Raw genomic sequence first — 21,933 nt, forward strand, 5'->3', positions numbered from 1 at the left:
TCTTTAAGCAGTACATCGAGCTGCTGAGCCAGATTTGGTAGTCCCATTACTAGTATTCTTCACAAGCACAGTAACACCGGGTAAAGGCTGCCCCGATTCGTCGGCTATCTGTCCCTACTTTACCGTAACACCCCTATATATTTATATTTATTTTTAAAGTAAAAATTTAAATTTGGCAATATTTCCTGGTTTTTGTAGGCATGCATAGGAATAGGGACGAGGACGATGCACTCATATGGCACCAGTTTCAGCAGGGCGATTCGGTATCGCTTGGGCAACTGATGACCAAACACTATGCCGCTTTATTTCATTACGGAACCAAGTTCAGTCGTAATACCGACCTCATCCGCGATTGTATGCAGGATATATTCGTGGAACTCTGGGAGCGACGGGCGAGTTTGAGTGCGCTGACTACGGCGCAGGTCAGGCCTTATCTCATGACGATGCTCCGTCGACTTCTGCACCGACATCACCTGGAATACCAGCGATACGATTATCAGTCTGCGCCGGAGGAAGGGAACTCGTCATTTTTTGACATCTCTTTCTCGCCCGAAGAGCATTTTATTGAGAATGAAAGGTTGCATCTGCACGCCAGCCGGATCGGGAAGCTACTGGATAAACTGCCACGTCGGGCTAAAGAAGCGGTTTACCTGCGCTTTTACGAGAATTTAGACCGGCCTTCCATTGCCCGGATTATGGGCATCTCTGAACAATCGGTTTCCAATTTGTTCCAAACTACTTTTCAACAGTTGCGTCAGCAAATTAACACTGAGTTCTTCGTTCTGTGTTTGCTGGTTTCGTATACGCTCTGGAGGTATTGGTAAAATAATTACTTTTTTTTAGAAAAAAGCAGTATCTGCTTACTCATTTCCTCTATCGAGAGATGAAAGCGATACATTATGCCCGACTACACCACGTTCACCACTGAAGATTTTCTGGTCGATCCGTTTTTCCAGGGCTGGGTCAGGAATCCGACGGCTGCGAATGAAGCCTTCTGGCAGGAATGGTTAGAGCAGCACCCTGAACAGATGGACGAAGTAAAACTGGCTCGCCAGCTTTTGCTGAGCCTGCATCCCGAACAGCCCGTAATCAGTCCGGACCAGATTGAGCAGGATGTACAGCGGATGCTGCAAAAAATCAGCGTTCAGACTTCCCGGCAACCGTTTCAGATACTAACGCGCTCGTATGCCCGGTGGATGGCTTTAGCCGCAACGGTCGTGCTGCTGCTGGGTATTGGCTGGTGGTTTAGTCGGCCTGCAAATCGGCTGGTTACCGGGTCTGAGTTATCGCTGAACCAAAAGCAGAATGGCATTCGGACAAAACGTAACGACACGCAGCGACCCATCCGGGTAAGGCTTCCCGACGGCAGTGTTGCGACGCTGTCGCCCCGGTCCGTACTGACGTATCCCGCTGTTTTCAGCGATTCGAGCCGGGAAGTAAACCTGGTTGGCGAAGCGTTCTTCGAGGTAAGGCGTAATCCTGCCAAACCTTTTCTTGTTTATGCCGACCAGATTGTTACGCGTGTTTTAGGAACGAGCTTTCGGGTTAGTGCCTACCCGCAGCAGCAGCAATTGACGGTAGCCGTACGTACGGGCAAAGTGGCCGTATATGCCCGCCCTATGTCGGCGAATAGTCGTGAACGTACTGTCGATAAACGCATCATTTCGCTCACCCCCAACCAGCAGGTCAATTTTTCAAAAACGGATGCCGTGTTCCAGAAGATGCTGGTTGAAAAACCGATCGTGATTGACAGAAACGTTAAAATCAATGATTTTGATTTCGACGAAACCCCCGTGAGCGATGTACTCCAGCGGTTTGAGAAAGCCTACGGAATTGCTATCATTTACGATTCTGATTTGCTGCGTGACTGCGCGCTGACGGCCTCGCTGGGCGAGGAAACGATGACCGAAAAACTAGGAATCGTTTGTAAAGGAATTGGGGGTACGTTCGAAATTATCGACGGTAAAATCGTGATTCATTCAACAGGATGCCGGTAAGGAAACGATCTAAACGGTAGTGCACCCGGCAACTTGTCCTGTTTACCAAGAGAGCATCGTAATACCCAAAAAACAGCTTTTTACCTTAACAACTAACGTTCATCGCCTATGCATCAATTCGACGTTCTCGCCTGATTAAAAACAAAGCCGACAGTGCGGCCAGGCACTATCGGCTCTTAAAAGCTCCCTCTACTTTCTCTGCCAGAGCATCCATGATTTATGGATGAGAGGAATTGGTTTGTCTGTTTTCAACAAAAACCCGCTAAATCTAATGAAAAAATCATTAACGCTTACGCTAATGAAAATCACTGCCATTCAGCTTTTTGTGGCGTTGATCCTTACCGCCGTCAGTTACGCTGGCGACGTAGAAGCGCAGGAGGTACTTGACCAACGAGTAAACATAACGATTACCCAGGCTACGCTGAAACAGGCCCTGGTGCAGGTTAGCCAGATCGCCAACGTAAAGTTTGTTTTCAACTCGAAAGTGATTCGTTCCGACGAACGCGTGTCGATTTCGGCCCATAACGAACGACTGGCCGATCTGCTTACCCGCCTGCTTAAACCACGACATGTTCAGTACGTAGTGACGGGGAAGCAGATTATCTTTTCCAGGGAAGAACCAGAACCCGAATCATCGCTGGACCCAAACCAGCAGTTTGCCGGCAGTAACCCGCCGAAAACGGCCGATCTGCCCGTCTCCGGCACGGTGAAAGACGAAAAAGGGACAGGTTTACCGGGCGTCAGTATCGTTCTTAAAGGAACCAATCGCGGAACTACGACCGATGCCAGGGGTGAGTATAGAATTGACGTTCCGGATGCCAGTGCCGTTCTGATTTTTAGTTTTGTCGGTTACCGGAGTCAGGAAGTGACAGTAGGTAATCAGACCCAGATGACGCTAACCCTGCTGCCTGATAATCAATCCCTGAACGAAGTCGTGGTGGTGGGGTATGGCTCGGTCAAAAAATCGGATCTGACGGGTTCGGTGTCTTCCGTAGGGTCTGACAAAATAACCCAGGTCAAAGGTATTTCCAACGTAGCGCAGGCGTTGCAGGGTAATGCCGCCGGGGTTCAGGTCAATCAGTCGTCGGGCCAGCCGGGTGAAGGCGTGATTATAAAAATAAGGGGGACCAATTCAATCAGTGGAGGAAACGCCCCTTTATATGTCGTTGATGGCCTTCCACTGGATGGGCTGAGCGCCCAGCTCAATCCGGATGACATCGACCGGATCGAAGTGCTCAAAGACGCGTCTTCCACGGCTATCTACGGCTCGCGCGGGGCCAATGGCGTTATTATTATTTCCACAAAAAAAGGCAAGGAAGGCAAACCCAAGGTTTCCTACAATGGCTATTATGGAGTGCAGAGCCTCCGCAAAAAAATCGACCTGATTGGCGCCCGCGACTTCGCCACGCTACAGAACGAAGTCATAACCAACGACAATGCATCGGGCCTGAACAACCCCCAGAAGGCCTTGCCCTGGACGGCATCTCAGATCGACTCGCTGGGAAGCAAAGGCACCGACTGGCAGGATCTGGTGTATCGAAATGCCATTGTACAGAATCATGATCTGTCGGTCAGTGGCGGTTCGCAGAACCTGAAATACTACACCTCGTTCGGGTATTACGACCAGGATGGTATTATCCGGAACTCCAATTTCAAGCGAATGTCTTTCCGCGTAAACCTAAGCTACGACATCAGTAAAAAGTTATCGGTCATCAACAGTTTTTCGCTTCAGAATTCAATTTACCGGCAGGCAAACTACGCCGGGGCTGATGGCGGTGGTGGTATTCCCTTTACAACCATGGTGATACCGCCAACGCAGGGTGTGTACGATGCCAATGGCAATTACACAAAATTTACCGGGGTATCCTGGGGAGAAACCAATCCGTTGGGCATATCGAGCGAGTTGTACAATCCTTCGGCCAACCTTCGGCTCATCGGCAATATAAAGCTGGTGTATGAACTGGTGAAGGGGTTGAAGCTAAACACCAGTGTAGGCATCGATGGTGGCTATTCTAAAAGCGATTACTATGCTCCGTCGACGATCAGCATCGGGCAGCCGGGTGGCAAAGCCTCCAAAAGCTACAGTAACACCAGCACGTTCGTTACGGAAGATTACCTGACCTATTCGGCAGGCATCGGAAAACACACGATCGACGCGCTGGGCGGCTTCACTTATCAGACCAATCAATCCGAAAGTTTGTCCAGCGGTACTGGTATCGGCTTCATTACCAATGCCTTTACCAACAATAATATTGGGGCCGCTACCACGCCGGGCCTACCCAGCACCGGCTATTCAGACAGTAAACTGGTGTCGTATCTGGGCCGTTTGAATTATAATTTCGGGGATAAATACTATGTCACCTTAACGGGTCGATATGATGGCTCCTCACGCTTTTCGGAAGATAAAAAGTTTGCCTTCTTTCCCTCAGGTGCACTCGCCTGGCGTATCTCGGAAGAGCCATTCATGAAACAAATTCCGAGCGTCTCGACCCTCAAACTCCGAACGACCTACGGCTTTTCCGGCAACCAGGCTATTGGTAACTACCAGACACTGGCCCGGCTTTCCAATACGAACGTCGTCTTCGGCAACGTCAACAACATCGCGTATGTGCAGGGCTCGCTGGCCTATAATAACCTGAAGTGGGAAACGACCCGCCAGGTGGATATCGGCCTCGATATCGGCTTTCTCCGTGACCGGATTCAGCTGACACTGGACTATTACGACAAGAAAACCAAAGATCTGTTGCTGAACGTCGGCCTGCCTACGTCGTCGGGATTTAGTACCGTTCTGCAAAATATTGGGGCTGTCCAGAACCGCGGTATCGAATTTCAGCTGACTACCATCAATACCACCGGCGCCCTACGCTGGAGTTCGGTCGTTACGGTGTCGCACAACAATACCAGGGTATTGCAACTGGAGAATGACCCACAGGGCAACCCTGTCACGTATAAGGAAATTGGCACGGGCGGTAACTGGTTCCCGACACAGGTAGGGCAGAATATCAATGAATTATACGGGTACAAAGTGTTAGGGATTTATCAGACTAACGACGAAGCCGTTAAAAATGGCGAACCCACCAAAGGAGCCGGTGATTATAAGTTCTGGGACCGGGATGGCAATGGCATCGTCGATGGCAACGACCGAACTACCCTCACGCACCTGACGCCTAAAGTAACGTTTGGCTTCAACAATACCCTGACGTACAGGAATTTCAATCTGTCGCTGCTGTTTGTGGGTTCACTGGGCAACGATATTGTCAATGAGTTCAGGAAGTACAACATCACCCTGAACGGAAACTGGACGCCGACCCGGGAAGCCTTTAACCAGCGCTGGACCGGCTCCGGAAACGGATTTGATGTGCCCTCCACGAAGAGTGGAAGTTCCATTCGGGACTACGCCAATAGTTTGTGGGTCGAAAACGGCGCCTACGTAAAGCTGCGCGACATTACCTTGGGCTACACCCTGCCCGCTACCCTGCTGAAGTCGGCTAAAATTGCGTCGATCAATGTGTACCTGAGTGCGCAGAACTACCTCACCATCACCAAATACAGCGGTTATGACCCGGAGGTAGCCTGGAGTGCAGCTTCGGTGAACGGCTGGGATCGGGGTAACTATCCATCCATGAAATCAATCACCGCTGGTTTGAAAGTCGATTTTTAATGTAACGGAAGCACGACCATGAAAAATTATATAATCTCTACCCTTATTGGTGGTTTACTGGCCGTTACGTTGGCCGGCTGTCAGGAAGATCTACAGGAAAAACCCAGGACGTTTGTTAGTCCAAATACGTTTTTTACCAATGCCGATGGCTACGAGCAGGTAGTAAAAGGAATTTATTCAACGCTGCCCGGTCTGTTCAGCGCCAACAGCATGATGATGCGGGAGATGTTCAGCGATTATAGCGGTTCGCCTTCGCCTTCCTTCGAACAGGCGCTTCCTACGTACCAGAACAATCATCAACCCTTCTTTTACAATGTGCGGGAACAATGGTCGAATGAGTACACGATCATCAAAAATGCGAACTTCATCTTGAGTTACCTCGACCCTGCTACCAATCTGGCAGACACCAAAAAGAAGGAACTTACGGCAGAAGCCCGGTTTTTACGCGCTTTTGCGTACTTCCAGCTAGTGCAGTTTTTCGGCGATTTACCCATTCGGACAACTCCCCTCAGCGACTACAGTCAGGCGCAGGCACCCCGTTCTCCGCAGGCCGACGTGTATAAGCTGATTCTTGACGATTTGACCTACGCCGAAACGAACTTACCCGACCAGGCAGGTCAGCAGGGGCGCGTGTATAAACTAGTGGCGACAGCCCTGCTGGCTAAGGTTTATCTGACCATGGCTGGTAACCCGCTGAAACAGACCCAGTATTTTCAGAATGCGCGGGATAAAGCCCTGGCCGTCATCAATTCAGGCAAATTTCAGCTCGTGTCCGATTACGCCCAGCTTTTTCATAACACCGCCTACACATCCGAAAGCATCTGGGAGCAACTGTTCCGCGTTGAGGTCGGCGGCAATGGGCTACAGGCCCTGAGCAGTACCGCGAAAGGGTTTGTTCCGATACTACTGCCATCGAGCTGGTTCATCAACAGCTTTGCCAAAGGTGACCAACGGAAAGAATGGGGCATCAGGCAGAATTACAAAGGACCCGATGGCGCTACGTTGGCACCATTTTACACCAAGTTCGTGAATACGTCGTTCATCGACGCAGGCGCCACCCCTTCGGCCGTAATCAATGCCTACACCATACCCTTTCTGCGCCTGGGCGACATATACCTGATAGCTGCTGAAGCCGAAAATGAGATCAACGGTCCTGCCAATGCGTATTCGTATATCAACCGCATCCGCCAACGGGCGCGGGTCAACAAAAGCGACGCTACGAACGTACCTGACCTGGCTGGCCTGTCGAAAGAGCAGTTCCGCGAGGCCGTCTACATGGAGCGCAAATGGGAACTGCATGAGGAGGGAACCGCCTGGTTCGACCTGAAACGTACCGGAACCCTGACCAAGATTCAAGCCATTCGCAGCAGCGACCTGGTCCGGCCGATCGGTACGTACAACGACACCTGGTACATACCGGACAATGAGATTCAAAATAATGCCATTCCCCAAAACCCATCCTACGGCAAATGACCTGTTCCTCTCAAGTGGTACGAACGTTTCTTAAAGGCATCCTGCTTGGCTGGCTGGGCGTTGCCACACCGGGATATGCGCAGACCCGCATTTTTGTGTCTCCGTCGGGAAGCGATGCACAGACCGGTACACAGGCATTGCCCGTGGCAACGCTCGAAAAAGCGCTGGAAAAAGTAAAGACTGCCGCGCAGAACGAGGTGCACATCTACCTGCGCAAAGGCACGTATTACTTACCCAAACCGGTCCGTATAACCCCCCAGCTAATCGGGACTAAGCGGCTTTTGATCAGCGCCTTCCAGCATGAACCCGTTGAACTCAACGGCGGGCGGAAACTGACATTGCGCTGGCAGAAATCCGGCAATGGGCGCTGGACGGCGAACGTAGCGGGTGAACCGTTCGAGCAGCTGTACGTCAACGGCAAGAAGCAAGTGCTGGCTCGCTATCCAAACTACGATTCGACGGCGCGGGTGTTTAACGGAACAGCCGCGGACGCCATCAGCCGAACACGAGCCAGCCGGTGGAAAAACCCGGCCGGCGGCTACCTGCACGCCATGCATCAGCACGAATGGGGCGATTTTCATTACCGCATCACGGGTAAAACAGGCGATACGCTCACCTACGAAGGGGGCTGGCAGAACAACCGCCCGATGGGGATTCACAAGAACCAGCGGTTTGTCGAAAACATCTACGAGGAATTGGACGCCCCCGGCGAATGGTTCTATGACAAAGCCACGCAAACGCTTTCGTTTATGCCACCTTCCGGCCTTGACCTCAACAAAGCGGTCGTCGACGTGTCAAGGCTGAAATCGCTGGTCGAGTTGGTTGGTACGCCGACAACTCCGTTGCGTCAGGTGCGCATACGGGGAATTCGGCTGGTCAATACCGAGCGGACGTTTATGGAACCCTATGAACCCCTGCTCCGTAGCGACTGGATGTTATACCGGGGTGCCGCGGTTTATCTGGAAAACACCGAGAATTGCCGCATCGAAGCCTGCGAGCTTACCCACCTGGGCGGAAACGCCGTTCTGGTGAGCCGGTATAATCGGAACACGGCAGTCGATGGCTGTCATATCCATCACGTAGGCGCTACGGCCATCGGGTTTGTGGGCGACACGTCGGCGGTTCGGTCGCCCGCGTTCCGGTATGAGCAGTTTGTTCCCTATGCCGACATGGACCTGCGGCCGGGGCCAAAAAACAATCGGTACCCGGCGAACTGCACCGCCAGCGACAACCTCATTCACCACACCGGCGAGATTGAAAAGCAGTCGACTGGCGTTGAAATTTCAATGGCTTCCGACATTGTGGTGCGGCATAATACGATTTATCAGCTGCCCCGCGCGGGGATCAATATTGGCGACGGCACCTGGGGCGGGCATGTGATCGAGTTCAACGATGTGTTCGACACCGTGCTGGAAACCGGCGATCATGGGTCATTCAATTCCTGGGGGCGCGACCGCTTCTGGCACCCCAACCGGAAAACGATGGATAGCCTGGCAGCGGCTCACCCCGAACTAATTAAACTCGATGCTCAAAAACCCGTTGTTATCCGGAACAATCGGTTCCGCTGTGACCACGGCTGGGACATTGACCTCGACGATGGCAGCAGTAATTACGTCATTGCCAACAACGTACTGCTAAACGGCGGGCTGAAATTCCGGGAAGGCTTTTACCGGACTGCCGAAAACAACGTGATCGTCAATAACTCCTTTCACCCCCATGTCTGGTTCAAAAACAGCGAGGACGTGTTTCGGAAGAATATCGTCATGCGGGCTTACTTTCCTATTCAGATTGCTTATTGGGGTAAAGAGATCGATAACAATCTGTTTCCGGACCAGGCCGCTTTACAAAAGGCGCAGCAGAACGGCACCGACCTGCATAGTCGATTTGGTGACCCGCACTTTATCAATCCGGCGCAGGGCGACTATCGAGTGGAGCAGTCAAGTCCGGCACTGGCCGTTGGTTTCCAGAATTTTCCCATGAATCAGTTTGGTGTTCAGCAGGCATCTTTACGGACCCTGGCCCGGTCGCCTAAACTTCCCCAACTCATAAACGGCCAGAACGAATCGGACGTAGCCGTGAAGACCTGGTTAGGTATTCGGGTACGAAACGTGCATGGACTGGGCGACCGGTCGGCGTTTGGGTTACCGGACGAGAAGGGAATTGTTGTGCTGAACGTGCCCAAAGAAAACAAACTGGCAGCGTCGGGGCTACAGAAAGACGATGTCATTCGAACCATCAACGGCACCGATGTAGCGACCATCGCTCAGTTAGAGGGTATACAGCAACAACTGCATTTCATGAGCGCTATACCCATTCAGGTAATGCGTAATCAGCATATCGTTGAGGTACAATTACCAATGAAGTAAATAAACCAACTTTTTGTAGCGAACATACGCGACCGATTTTGCTGGGAGAAGTTACAGGGGAGGTTCAATTAACCAATTTCTGTACAATGTCTGGTAAAACAGCCTATTTCGAGCGCAATTCGAGTGCGACCGAAAGGGATAACGCCCAATTCTCCACGTTGGTTGGTCATAAGATCGACACCAGCTACAAGCACCAGCAGCTCCTTCGGTTTGCCGTGCAGTTTATTCCTCCAACCCAGGCACCCGATTTTTTGAGGCTTATGAAGCGGACGATTACCTGCGTACTACCAGCGAGAACCCCTGGAGCTTGCCCGCATCTACCAGACCATGCTGACCGGCGATCGGGGCGACTTCAATCAGGAAGGCGCGCTCAACGATGCCCCATCGCCCAAAGCTGACTTTGGGCGATGGGGCAGAGCCAAAAGACTCTACAAACTGAAGTAACGCTATGGCGAGTTTACCGGAACTTACTCATCTCTCGAAGGTATGGTATTGATTATCCTTGAAAAATTAGCTATCGTAATATTGCGATAATTAATTTTTGCATTACTTTTGCAGCATGGGAGTGACCAAGACAGAAATATTCACAGAAAAGCAAAACCGGATTGCCGATTTGGCTAAAGCATTCGCGCATCCGGCACGGGTGGCCATTCTGCAATTGCTGGCCCAAAAGAAATCCTGCGTGTGTGGAGACCTGGTGGACGAACTGCCGTTGGCTCAGGCAACGGTTTCTCAGCACCTGAAAGAGTTGAAACGCATTGGCATCATTCAAGGCGAAATCAATCCGCCCCGTGTCTGTTACTGCATCAATGAAACCGTATGGGAGGAAGCCCGCGCAGCTTTCGGAGCATTGCTGGATACCTACGTCAGTGCCGCTACGTGTTGCTAAGTAGACGGCTTTTTTTTGCCCGGATCAATCGTAATATTACATTTAACCAATAGGTAAGAAACATGGAAACCGCCGAAGAAATTAAAGAAACTGTGCGTCAGAAATACGGCGCAATCGCCGAACTCGGCCCGGCTCAGAATCCCGATGCTAATAGTTGCTGCGGGCCATCCAGCCTGGGGCCTACTTCCTGTTGTGACCAATCCAGGCCGGGTCCTGGAATCGAATCGAACGTGCCGATTGTCATGGCGCAGGATTACCAGGAACTGAACGGCTACGTAGCCGATGCCGATTTAGGGTTGGGCTGCGGCCTGCCTACGCAATTCGCCCAGATTAAGCCCGGTGATACGGTACTCGATCTGGGATCAGGCGCGGGCAATGATTGCTTTGTCGCCCGTGCGGAAACCGGTGAAGCGGGCCGGATCATCGGCCTGGATATGACCCCCGCCATGATCGACCGTGCCCGTAAGAATGCAAAAGCCTTAGGCTTCACCAACGTTGAGTTCGTCTATGGCGACATCGAAGACATGCCCCTACCCGAAAATCTGGCCGATGTGGTGGTGAGCAATTGCGTGATGAACCTGGTTCCCGACAAGCAAAAAGCTTTTGCCGAAACCTTTCGTGTTCTCAAACCTGGTGGACATTTCAGTATTTCCGATATAGTGCTGAAAGGCGAGTTGCCCGCAGGCTTACAACAAGATGCCGAAATGTATGTGGGCTGCGTGTCGGGGGCGATCCAGAAAGACGCTTATCTGCAGCTTGTCAGAGAGAATGGCTTCACCAACATTCAGGTGCAGAAGGAGCGGGAAATCAACTTGCCCGATTCGGTGCTGCAAGCCTACCTGTCTGCCGAAGAAATCGCTCAGTACCGTCAACAAGACAAGGGCATCTACAGCGTAACGGTTTTCGCCCGCAAGCCTATTCGCCTGACCGATGCCAAACCAGCCACCACCGCCTGTTGTGGGCCCGATTGCTGCAACTAATCTTACCACTTAAATCAGCTCGAACAATGAAACGCATCTTAGTGCTTTGCACGGGCAACTCCGCCCGCTCGCAGATGGCCGAAGGCTATTTGCAATATTTCGCCGGTGACCGCGCCGAAGTCTACAGTGCTGGGGTTGCCCCGCACGGCGTCAATCCGCTGTCCATTCAAGTGATGGCTGAAGATGGTATCGATATTTCACATCACACGTCGAACCATGTGGACGAGTACATCGACATTGCCTTCGATTACGTCATTACCGTCTGCGACAATGCCCGCGAGCAGTGCCCCATTTTCCCATCGAGCGCGGAGAAGATTCACCACAGCTTCCCTGATCCAGGCCACCAACCCGGTCGGTCCGCCGATGCGGTCGACGCGCTGACCTCGTTTCGCCAGGTACGCGACCAGATCAAAGTGTTCTCGCAGGAATTCATTGCAGCTAAATTGCTCCAACGCCAACCCGTCAGCTAGCTATGGCTCTGCACATTGAAAACGCCCGGCCCGATGAGAAGGAAAGCGTTGTAGCGCTGCTTGAACAAGGAGACTTACTCACGGAAGATTTACCGGAGGGCTTGGCTCAATTTCTCATCGCCAAAGACGAGGAAACCCCCGTAGGCGTAGCCGGTCTGGAAACTTTCGGATCGGTGGGGCTGCTCCGATCGGTGGCGGTCGATCCGGCCCACCGGGGCAAAGGCATCGCGGCTAAACTGATCGAGCGCATCCTGGCTAGCGCAGGTGCAAGCCACTTGCGGGAAATCTACTTGATTACCATGACTGCCGAAGGCTATTTCGATCGCTACGGGTTTACGCCCGTGAGTCGGGATAGCGTACCCGAAGCCATCCAGCAAACCAGGCAGTTCAGCGGCCTTTGCCCATCGTCGGCCATTGTGATGAAACGAACATCCAACCGGTAAAAAAACATGAGTTCCCCCCGTCTTTCTTTTCTCGATCGCTTTTTAACCCTGTGGATTTTCCTGGCCATGCTGATCGGGGTTGGCATCGGCTACTTTTTCCCTCAGTCGCCCGATTTTATCAATGGATTCAATTCCGGCACGACCAACGTGCCGCTGGCCATCGGCCTGATCCTGATGATGTATCCCCCTTTAGCTAAGGTTAAGTACGAAGAACTGCCGAAGGTGTTTGCCAACACGAGAATACTGGCCCTCTCACTGCTACAAAACTGGATCATCGGCCCGCTTCTAATGTTCGGCCTGGCGGTCATTTTTCTGCCTGATAAACCCGATTACATGACCGGCCTCATTATGATTGGCATTGCTCGCTGTATTGCAATGGTGATCGTCTGGAATGACCTGGCGGGCGGTGATCGGCTCTATGCCGCTGGCCTGGTGGCTTTCAACAGCATTTTTCAGGTACTGTTTTATTCGGTCTATGCCTGGCTTTTTATCACCGTGTTGCCGCCCCTGTTTGGATTTCATGGTTATGAGCAGAGCCACCTGGCGGTGCACATCACCATTGGCCAGGTGGCCGGGAGCGTATTTGTTTATTTGGGTATTCCTTTTCTGGCGGGCCTTTTCTCACGGGTCGTTCTTACACGGTTGTTAAGCCGCCAATGGTACGAGCAGGAATTTTTGCCCGCCATCAGCCCCATTACGCTGGTAGCCCTGCTATTTACAATTGTGGTCATGTTCAGCTTGAAAGGGCAGCTCATTGTTTCCATTCCGTTCGATGTGCTGCGCATCGCCGTTCCGCTTACGATCTATTTCGCCATCATGTTCTTTTCGGCTTTCTACCTGTCGAAACGGGCCGGTGTCGATTATGGCAAAGCCACCTCCCTTGCCTTCACTGCAGCGGGCAACAATTTCGAGCTGGGCATTGCGGTGGCCATTTCCGTATTCGGTATCGACTCAGGTGCTGCTTTTGCTGCTGTGATTGGTCCATTAATCGAAGTGCCGGTGCTGATTCTGTTAGTCAATTTTGCGCTCAAACAGCAACGAAACTTTAAACCTCGTGTCTCCAGGCCTGAGATGGTTGAGTAGCCGATCGAGAGCCGGGCGGCTGGTCGCTACTCCAGTAATTTTATCCTGAAAGATTTCATCGCACCCGGCTTTGGTCAGGGCGTCGAGTTGGGTGTCCAGGTTCTGATCGATCGTCGATACCCAGGCATAGCCAAATGTTTTATTCATGGCCGGTTCCGCTACGGCCGGTACGCCGTAGCGGAACCGGCCGTAGCGGTCAGAAAGTCGGTTTCATAAAGATACAACCGTTTTGGTTTCTGAACCCACTTTTTGACCTATGTTCTTGGCTCAATTCGGAGCGAGTTTTCCGGTGACATGGTCCGTTCAGAATGGTACAACTTTCTGGACCGCCCGGGCCGTCAACCATTGATAATATCGATCCCTTCACTCTGAAAGATCCAGACTTTATTTTCAGCGTCCCATTCAAATAAAATTGATGCGGGTGGGGAAGGCTTTAGCTCGGCTTCTCGGTCCATTGAGAGCGAGTCAGCGTTGACAATGGTAATGGTTGGACTAGCGCAACCGGCTTTCGTACTGCCTCTTTAGCCTGTCCGTGAGCTTGCTGACCTGACTCAAATGTTTATGCTGTTCTTCCTCGCTGGTGCTCCAGTTAAAACACCAGTCCTGTGGGTCGTAGATACCAAGTTCTACAAACTCAGGGCTGTGTTTATAATAGGCTAGCGCTTGCTGAGCGTCGAGCGCATCATCGGCTGATTCAAATTCGTAATCTCCCTCACGAAGATAGAGCACATAATACCGGGCTCTGGGACTATCACGGCGTATCATTTTAGTTGTTTGGTAAACGGGGTTTCTACAAACGGGGGTAGCCCCCTGATCGAGTACAAGTATGCTGAAGAATAATTGGCTTATAGCGGCCAATTGCGGGTAACCTGTTTGTTGTCAGGCAAAAGGCTCGTTGTGCCAGACGAAGTCTGAGCGTCCAGATAATCATTAACGGACCGGTTTACCATGATGGTATTGGGAGAGCGGGCCAGTGATAGCGCGTAAACATGGATCATGTGTAAGTAAGGTTAAAAGTACGTCGCTAAGTTAATGAAAACTTGATTTTGATAATAAACCGTTTAGTAAATAGTATAAATAGTAAACAAAGTAGGACATTCTCTGCACTAGCCCATACGCTTCTTTAAAGCTGGGTGCAGACACTGCTCCAATTCAATCTAGCGTTCAGTTACTAAGGATGGTTTGAGAAAACGACTGTAGCTGTTGCACAACGTAACTCACCCATATATTGGATGATTAGTTTAAAACAAGAAAATATAAGATGGTAACTTCTTAGCCCACTTTTTCAACCACGTGCCCACCGACCGGGGCAATGACACAATCATTTTTGGAATTTATTTTAAATTGTGGCTTTATCAATACCAGAAGTGAAAACAGTAATGAAGTCCGGAGGGGATAAAATGGATAGGCTTCTAACTACCTCCCAAAGCTCAGAATTTACTTATCCTGCTATGTTTCTGTTACGGCCAAAATACAGCATAGTATAATGGGTTAGGCTTAAGTATAGCCTGATTTGATGCCACTTATTACGTAATTTGCCAGGGCCAAATGGATGAGGCAGAGGATGAGGATTTGGCGTTTGATAAGGCCGAAGCACTAGATACGGCCATAAGTGCTAAGATTCGGGAGCGGGAGGATGGCTATACAGTGTTAATAGATCCAATGGCAAAGATTTTCATGGAGCCAATTACGATGATAACACTTGAGGCCTATTATGGGTATGGGATACGGTTTAGGATAGGATTGATGGTTACTATCTAAATATTGAGACAAAAATATATAAACTAATTGCTTAAGCATCTATTATGGTAGTTATTTGTTGAAGCTTGAACAATTAATTTTTTTTTACTGATATTGCAATGCTATATTTTCTGCCATCCGTTTTATTACATAAAGATATGGTAGCAGTCTTTTGTCATTATCTGGATTTGGTAAAATAACTTTATTTTCTCTTTGCTCTCTAAGGTGAACTAAAACGTTTCTAATTTTCTCAATATTTTTCCTGACAGTTGATAATAATGAAGAGGTATTATTAATATCTTCAGGCTTACTAAATAGTTTAGTAATGACAAGACCACCATCGAAATTAATATCTTCACAAAAGAAATTTATGTTTTCTTTTAATTCCAACTTGATATCATCTATTGTTAGATAGTCATTTATTGTTTTATCCATTTTAAGGGAATCATCTTTTAATCTGTAAAAATGATCTTGAAGCTTTTCTAAAATAGCCTTAGTGTACTGAGTTGATTTTGAGTTGATGTCTGGTCGTTTTAGTATTTGATCTAAATCCTTTTTAATATTATTATCTAAATAATAATAAGTACAATATTCCAAAACCTGAAAATAAAAAATAAATTTTAATCTTACGTCATCTGTCTTTCTAGCAACATCTAAAGTTTCAAGCACAGTTAAATCCATTTTTGTTGCATTAATAATATTAGGGAAGGCATTTCCTGATTGAGTAAAGCATGGTATTTTATAGTTATTTGTATTTTTTTCTTGGCGATAAAGTATTATTTTAGGGCTTTTTCGGTCGAAATATTCAATATAAAAATTTAATAAAGTTAGCAAATAAGAAAAATCATTTTCATACTTGTCTAAATTTCCTTCAACGTAAAAGGAATATGGCTGGGAATTTTGGAAAAACTCTTTAACAAATTCTGGCTGGTCATCTACTGTAAAAAAGTCTTTAAATATTCTTAACCCTCTATAGTTAGTTTCGGAAGGGGGTTTTATAGGTTTAAATGCCTTAGCAATTAGCTCTAATGTTTTAGATGAATTTTGGAAATAACACCTAAAAATATCGTCGTCGTAATTAAATGAAAAATTTCTTTGCAATATTTTCTCACTAGTCTTTCGAGGAAAATATATAAATTCTATATATTTATTAGCTTTATGGTAGATTGCCTCCAAATAGTCAACTAAGATTATATTATCTAACAAGGTTAAATTTTCTGAAGAACTTATAATCAATTGGAAACTATCATCATTCCATGGTTTATTTATCTTTATTTTATCTTCTTTGACTTCTACTTGGGAGTTGGGGTTATTACTTATAAAATTATCTAACTCGCTCATACAGATTTCTGAATATAGCTTAGTGTGAAACTATTTAGTCCATTTTATGGAATAAGTAGTTTCACACATACTTTCTACTGTATTGAAAATTTAATTTTAAAAACGTCCTTTCTGACAGGGGTTCCAAGGCTCAACTTTGATAAAAACAAAGTTTGAGCCTTTTTATGCCTGTAAATACGCAAATAGACCTTTTAAACCAAAGCTTGGCATTTCTGCCGATGAGGTTTTTCCGTAACATAACAGAGCACCTAATAGATGCCGTATATACCAGCCTTGAGGATCGGAGCGGCCTACGCTGCTATTTAGGTTTGAAAGCGTCAGTTTGCTGGATCCAACAATTTCGGGCTCTTGGAATAAGCAACTCTTTGGCAGCAAAGAAATAACCATATAGTGGCTTCAGGATATAAAAAAAGCCTCCATTTCGGTGGAGGCTTCAGTACTACTTACGCAGAGAGAGAGGGATTCGAACCCCCGGACCTGTTACAGTCTTCGGTTTTCAAGACCGACGCAATCGACCGCTCTGCCATCTCTCTTTCTGGGGGCAAATATACACCCGTTTTGAGATTTGTCAACCCGCAGCCGGGCAATTTGGCCCAAAAACTGTAGTTTTGCCGTATGCAATGAGCGAGTGAGTGAGTGATAGAATGAATGAATAATTAGCACGGTCACCATTCACTCATTCTATCATTCGCTCATTCACAACTAGATAACATGGACGCTACCGAATCGCTACCTACTGTTGACACCGCCCGCAAGCTGGGCCTGCTCCCCGACGAATTTGATAAGATTCACCAGATCCTGGGCCGTCAGCCGAATTTTACCGAGCTGAGTATCTTTTCGGTGATGTGGTCGGAACACTGTTCCTATAAAAACTCCATCGTCTGGCTCAAAACCCTGCCCCGCGACTCCGACCGCATGCTCGCTAAAGCCGGGGAAGAAAACGCCGGGCTGGTCGACATCGGCGATGGGCTGGCCTGCTCGTTCAAGATCGAGTCGCACAACCACCCGTCGGCGCTGGAACCCTACCAGGGCGCGGCTACGGGTGTCGGCGGTATCAACCGCGATATTTTTACCATGGGCGCCCGGCCCATTGCCCAGCTCAACTCGCTGCGGTTCGGCGATCTGAGCCTGGCGAAAACCCGGCGGCTGTTGCGCGGTGTCGTCAAAGGCATCGGCGATTACGGCAATGCCTTCGGGATTCCGACCGTGGGGGGCGAAATTTATTTCGATGAATGCTACAACACCAACCCGCTCGTGAACGCCTTCTCGGCGGGGATTGTCGAAGTCGGTAACGTAGCCAAAGCAACGTCGTACGGCGTCGGCAATCCGGTGTTTATTGTCGGGTCGGCAACGGGTAAAGACGGTATCCACGGCGCTACTTTCGCATCGGAAGACATCTCGGCGGCTTCGACTGATAAACTGCCCGCGGTGCAGGTCGGCGATCCGTTCATGGAAAAGCTGCTGCTCGAAGCTACGCTCGAAATCATCGCTACGGGCTATGTGATCGGTATTCAGGATATGGGAGCCGCCGGGATCATCTGCTCGACTTCCGAAATGAGTGCCAAAGGCGAACACGGCATGATCATCGACCTCGACAAAGTGCCGACCCGCCAACCGAACATGGCCCCGTTCGAAATTCTGCTATCGGAGTCGCAGGAGCGGATGCTGGTGGTGATCGAAAAAGGAAAGGAAGCCGTCATTCAGGAAATTTTCGACAAGTGGGACCTGAACTGTGCGCAGATCGGCGAAGTGACTGCCGCGCCGGAAGGGGGCAACGGACGCCTGCATTTCTACCGCTACGGCGAACTGGTGGCCGACGTTCCCGCCTATGACCTCGTGCTGGGTGGGGGAGCGCCCCAGTACCAGCGCGAGTACAAAGAGCCCGCCTACATTAAGGAATACGCCAAATTCGACATCGACGACGTCGATGACATCGAACAGGACGAGATTAAAAAAGTAGCCGAACACCTGCTGTCGCACCCGAACATCTGTTCGCGTAAGTGGGTCTACGAGCAATACGATTCGATGGTCGGAACCGCCAACCGCAGCACCAACGCGCCGTCCGATGCGGCCGTTGTGCGGGTAAAAGGACCGGGCATACCGGCTACGAATAAATCCATTGTGATTACGGTCGACTGCAACAGCCGCTACGTGAACGCCAACCCACGGCAGGGCGCGATGATTGCCGTGGCCGAAGCCTGTCGCAATATCGTCTGCACGGGTGGCGAACCGCTGGCCGTGACCAACAACCTGAACTTCGGGAATCCGTACGTACCGGAAGTATACTGGCAGTTTGTCGAAGCTGTACAGGGCATGGGCGAAGCCTGCCGCCGGTTCAGCACACCAGTGACGGGGGGCAACGTGAGCTTTTACAACCAAAGCTCCGACGATGGGCCGGTATTCCCGACGCCCACCATCGGAATGCTCGGTCTGATGGAAAACCCGGATTTCCAGACGACCCTGAACTTCAAGAACGAAGGTGACCTGATCTACCTCGTCGGTCCGTCGGAAGATGACATTGCCTCGTCGGAATACCTGTATTCCTACAAAGGTATCAAGGCATCGCCCGCGCCGGCCTTCGATTTCGAAACGGAATGGCGGGTACAGGAGGGCATTAAAACCATGATCCGGCACGGCTGGCTACAGTCGGCACACGACGTATCGGATGGGGGCTTGTTCGTCACCCTGGCCGAGTCGGCGATGGCGGGCGAGAAAGGCTTCTCGATTCACCCGGACACGCGCCACCGGACGGATGCGTTCCTGTTCGGGGAAAGCCAGAGCCGGGTCGTGATTTCGATCTCGCCCGAACAGCGGCAGCATGTGGAGGGGTATCTGGACGACAGCATTCTGCCGTTCCTGCTGCTGGGTACGGTAACGACCAGTGAGTTTATGGTCGACGAAACGGCGGTTATGACGGTCTTCGACGCAAAGAAGCTGTACGACAATGCGCTGGGTGAGATCATGAAGTAACGATAAACTATATGTCCACAGAGGCACAGAGACCACAGAGTTATACTTGGTATAGTAAATCTCTGTGTTCTTTGTGCCTCTGTGGACATAAATTACATATATGCTGACGGAACAGAGCAGACAATCGCATCGCTACACGATTGACGAATACCTGGCTTTGGAGGAAAAAAGTGAGGTGCGCCATGAATTCTACAATGGTGAAATCTACGCTATGGCCGGTGGTACGGTCAATCACAACCTGCTGATCGATAACGTCAAAGACCTGATTAAGGGCTATACTAAGCATAAAGGTTGCCGGGTTTTTTCCGAGAACATGAAAGTCGATGTTCTGACTGGAATGTACATGCCGTACCCTGATCTGGTGTTGACCTGTCATCCGTTTGATCTTCGTGGCGATAATCAGGTAATTCGGCAACCCCGGCTGCTGGTTGAAGTGTTGTCCAAATCGACAGCGCGTAACGATCGTGGTTTTAAATGGCAGCGTTACCGCAAAATGCCGTCGCTCTGGTATTACATGCTGGTGGATCAGTACAGCATGACCGTAGAGCTGTTTAGCCGCATCGAAGAAACAGCCGAGTGGATCAATACGATCTATGAAGCACCGGAAGACGTCATCGCTTTTCCCCGACTCGGTTTCGACCTATCCGTTGGCGCGATCTACGACGGTATCGAGTTAATTCCGGAGGACGAAATTTCCGCCGACGAGCGGACCGAATAAAAACTGTAACGCGGGTGGAAACCCGCCCATGATCAGCGGGCTCCCGTCCGCGCTACTTGCCCATGACTCAGGATTTAGCTGCCCTTACGCGCGAAATTTGTACCATAGCCACCGACGCCGGGGCTTTTCTGCTGCAGGAACGACGCCAGTTTCAGCGCGATGCCATCGAATACAAAGGTCTCAATAACCTGGTATCCTACGTCGATAAGGAAACCGAAAAACAACTGGTTGAGAAGCTGAACAAACTCCTGCCCGAAGCGGGGTTCATTACCGAAGAAGGCACGACCGGTCAGGAAGCCGACCCGACGGCGCTCAACTGGATCATCGACCCGCTCGACGGCACTGCCAACTTCATTCACGGTCTGCCGGTGTTTTCGGTAAGTATCGGCCTGGCACAGGGCAAGACGCCCCTCGCCGGGGTGATCGTAGACCCGAGCCGGAATGAATGCTTCTCGGCCTGGCAGGGTGGGGGCGCCTACTGCAATGGCAGCCGGATTGCCGTGTCGCCCGCTACACAGCTGGGTGAAAGCCTCATCTCGACGGGGTTCCCGTACTACCAGTTCGATCAGATGCAGCAGTACCTGAATATTCTGGAGACGCTCATGCAGCAAACGCACGGCCTCCGCCGGATGGGGTCGGCCGCCATCGACCTGTCGTACGTGGCCTGTGGGCGCTTCGAGGCTTTTTATGAATACAACCTCAACTCCTGGGACATGGCCGCCGGGGTGTTGCTGGTGCGCGAAGCCGGTGGCATCGTGACCGACTTCGCCGGGGGCGACGAATTTCTGTTCCGGGGCGATGTCGTAGCCGCCTGCGGTATCCATCCCGAACTAATTCGGGTTATTCGTGACTATTGGAAACAATAGCAGCGGCAGATAGTAATTAGTAGCGCGGGCGGTCGGCCGCAGCCGAGGAAACCTGCGATCAGCAACAAGAATTTGCGGGTTCCCACGGCTGCGGCCGACCGCCCGCGCTACCGACTAACCAGCTATGCAGGACCTAGATAATACCCTTCGATACCCCATTGGTGATTTTGTCAATGGCCAGTCGTATTCGGCCGACGACACCCGGCAACAGATTATCGACATCGACGAACTGCCGATCAAACTAACCGAACTCGTCGGAAAGTGGGGCGACGACCGGCTCGACACCCCGTACCGGCCCGGTGGCTGGACGATCCGGCAGTTGGTGCACCACATTGCCGATAGCCACATCAATGCGTACGTCCGGACAAAGCTGGCCCTGACCGAAGATAACCCAACCATCAAACCGTACGAAGAAGGGGAGTGGGCCAAACTGCCCGATAGCCAGCTGGACATCGCTCCGTCGCTGGTGATTCTGCGGAGCCTGCACCAGCGCTGGGTCACGATCCTGGCGTCGCTGACCGAGGCAGAGTTGAATCGAACTTATTACCATCCGGGCAGTCAACGTACCGTTCCCCTACGCGAGCTGGTCGCGATGTATGCCTGGCACGGCGAACATCATTACCAGCACGCATATCGCCTGGCCCAGCGGAACGGTTGGACCGAAAAAAATGTATAATGGTTAATGTATAATGAATAACGGACACGAAACCGCCCGCAGGCATTATTCATTAACTATTATACATTTTTTACTCATGCAGGAACTCATCATTTTTCTGGTCTTTGCGCTCGCGCTGATCTACCTGGGAAGTCGGGGGTATCGCAGCTTTTTCAGTCAGAAACAGGCTGGTTGTGGGAAGGGATGTGGCTGTGATACAGGCACTAAACGAGCAGCGCTGACTGCCGAAAAGTGAATATACGTCCAACGGAATAACATTT

General features: G+C 50.4%; 18 protein-coding genes and 1 tRNA gene. 15 read left to right on the forward strand and 4 right to left on the reverse strand.

The features are described 5' to 3' along the window. Positions 1-200: 200 nt before the first annotated feature. The 10 genes from ACYVC2_RS22210 (at position 201) to arsB (ending at position 13,362) form a co-directional block, all read left to right on the forward strand. A complete protein-coding gene (locus ACYVC2_RS22210) occupies positions 201-824 on the forward strand; it encodes an RNA polymerase sigma factor (protein WP_461105844.1) in 624 nt (207 codons plus the stop codon). A gap of 75 nt (positions 825-899) precedes the next feature. After that, on the forward strand, positions 900-1,997 hold the full coding sequence (locus ACYVC2_RS22215; protein WP_461105846.1) for a FecR domain-containing protein: 1,098 nt from the start codon (positions 900-902) through the stop codon (positions 1,995-1,997). Between the two features lie 271 nt (positions 1,998-2,268). After that, positions 2,269-5,658 (forward strand): TonB-dependent receptor, encoded by a 3,390-nt coding sequence (locus tag ACYVC2_RS22220; RefSeq protein ID WP_461105848.1) that lies wholly within the window; start codon positions 2,269-2,271, stop codon positions 5,656-5,658. Between the two features lie 18 nt (positions 5,659-5,676). After that, complete coding sequence (locus ACYVC2_RS22225) at positions 5,677-7,131, forward strand: RagB/SusD family nutrient uptake outer membrane protein (protein ID WP_461105850.1); 1,455 nt, start codon at positions 5,677-5,679, stop codon at positions 7,129-7,131. Then, a complete protein-coding gene (locus ACYVC2_RS22230; RefSeq protein ID WP_461105852.1) occupies positions 7,128-9,497 on the forward strand; it encodes a right-handed parallel beta-helix repeat-containing protein in 2,370 nt (789 codons plus the stop codon). Before ACYVC2_RS22225 ends, ACYVC2_RS22230 begins: the two co-directional genes overlap by 4 nt. 559 nt (positions 9,498-10,056) lie before the next feature. After that, positions 10,057-10,386, forward strand: a complete 330-nt coding sequence (locus tag ACYVC2_RS22235) for an ArsR/SmtB family transcription factor (RefSeq protein ID WP_461105854.1) — start codon at positions 10,057-10,059, stop codon at positions 10,384-10,386. Positions 10,387-10,448: 62 nt separating this feature from the next. After that, on the forward strand, positions 10,449-11,366 hold the full coding sequence (locus ACYVC2_RS22240; protein WP_461105856.1) for an arsenite methyltransferase: 918 nt from the start codon (positions 10,449-10,451) through the stop codon (positions 11,364-11,366). 26 nt (positions 11,367-11,392) lie between these two features. Beyond that, positions 11,393-11,836 carry an arsenate reductase ArsC gene (locus tag ACYVC2_RS22245; RefSeq protein WP_461105858.1) on the forward strand — a complete coding sequence of 148 codons (444 nt, stop codon included), beginning with the start codon at positions 11,393-11,395 and terminating at the stop codon, positions 11,834-11,836. 2 nt (positions 11,837-11,838) lie between these two features. Next, on the forward strand, positions 11,839-12,279 hold the full coding sequence (gene arsN2 / locus ACYVC2_RS22250) for an arsenic resistance N-acetyltransferase ArsN2 (RefSeq protein ID WP_461105860.1): 441 nt from the start codon (positions 11,839-11,841) through the stop codon (positions 12,277-12,279). A gap of 6 nt (positions 12,280-12,285) precedes the next feature. Beyond that, positions 12,286-13,362: an ACR3 family arsenite efflux transporter gene (arsB, locus tag ACYVC2_RS22255; protein WP_461105862.1), complete on the forward strand. Its 1,077-nt coding sequence runs from the start codon at positions 12,286-12,288 to the stop codon at positions 13,360-13,362. Here arsB and ACYVC2_RS22260 read toward each other — a convergent pair. The 4 genes from ACYVC2_RS22260 to ACYVC2_RS22275 all read right to left on the reverse strand — a co-directional run bounded on the left by ACYVC2_RS22260 (position 13,291) and on the right by ACYVC2_RS22275 (position 16,976). Then, positions 13,291-13,509: a recombinase family protein gene (locus tag ACYVC2_RS22260; RefSeq protein WP_461105865.1), complete on the reverse strand. Its 219-nt coding sequence runs from the start codon at positions 13,507-13,509 to the stop codon at positions 13,291-13,293. The genes arsB and ACYVC2_RS22260 overlap by 72 nt on opposite strands. Positions 13,510-13,854: 345 nt before the next feature. Beyond that, entirely contained in the window at positions 13,855-14,127 is a 273-nt protein-coding gene (locus tag ACYVC2_RS22265; RefSeq protein WP_461105867.1) for a hypothetical protein, read from the reverse strand. Positions 14,128-15,207: 1,080 nt separating this feature from the next. Then, positions 15,208-16,443: a hypothetical protein gene (locus tag ACYVC2_RS22270; protein WP_461105869.1), complete on the reverse strand. Its 1,236-nt coding sequence runs from the start codon at positions 16,441-16,443 to the stop codon at positions 15,208-15,210. A gap of 448 nt (positions 16,444-16,891) precedes the next feature. After that, a tRNA-Ser gene (locus ACYVC2_RS22275) sits at positions 16,892-16,976 on the reverse strand. A 178-nt stretch (positions 16,977-17,154) separates the two neighbouring features. Between ACYVC2_RS22275 and purL the strand changes: the two genes are divergently transcribed. From purL to ACYVC2_RS22300, 5 genes are all read left to right on the forward strand, one after another. After that, the gene (gene purL / locus ACYVC2_RS22280) at positions 17,155-19,413 is read left to right on the forward strand and encodes a phosphoribosylformylglycinamidine synthase subunit PurL (RefSeq protein ID WP_461105871.1); all 2,259 of its coding nucleotides are present in this window, start codon (positions 17,155-17,157) and stop codon (positions 19,411-19,413) included. 100 nt (positions 19,414-19,513) lie between these two features. Continuing rightward, positions 19,514-20,131 (forward strand): Uma2 family endonuclease, encoded by a 618-nt coding sequence (locus ACYVC2_RS22285; RefSeq protein WP_461105873.1) that lies wholly within the window; start codon positions 19,514-19,516, stop codon positions 20,129-20,131. 62 nt (positions 20,132-20,193) lie between these two features. After that, positions 20,194-20,997, forward strand: a complete 804-nt coding sequence (locus ACYVC2_RS22290; protein ID WP_461105875.1) for an inositol monophosphatase family protein — start codon at positions 20,194-20,196, stop codon at positions 20,995-20,997. Positions 20,998-21,121: 124 nt separating this feature from the next. After that, on the forward strand, positions 21,122-21,673 hold the full coding sequence (locus ACYVC2_RS22295) for a YfiT family bacillithiol transferase (RefSeq protein WP_461105877.1): 552 nt from the start codon (positions 21,122-21,124) through the stop codon (positions 21,671-21,673). Positions 21,674-21,749: 76 nt separating this feature from the next. Further along, positions 21,750-21,908 carry a FeoB-associated Cys-rich membrane protein gene (locus ACYVC2_RS22300; RefSeq protein ID WP_461105879.1) on the forward strand — a complete coding sequence of 53 codons (159 nt, stop codon included), beginning with the start codon at positions 21,750-21,752 and terminating at the stop codon, positions 21,906-21,908. The last annotated feature ends 25 nt before the right edge of the window (positions 21,909-21,933 follow it).

Source organism: Spirosoma koreense (assembly GCF_054777875.1).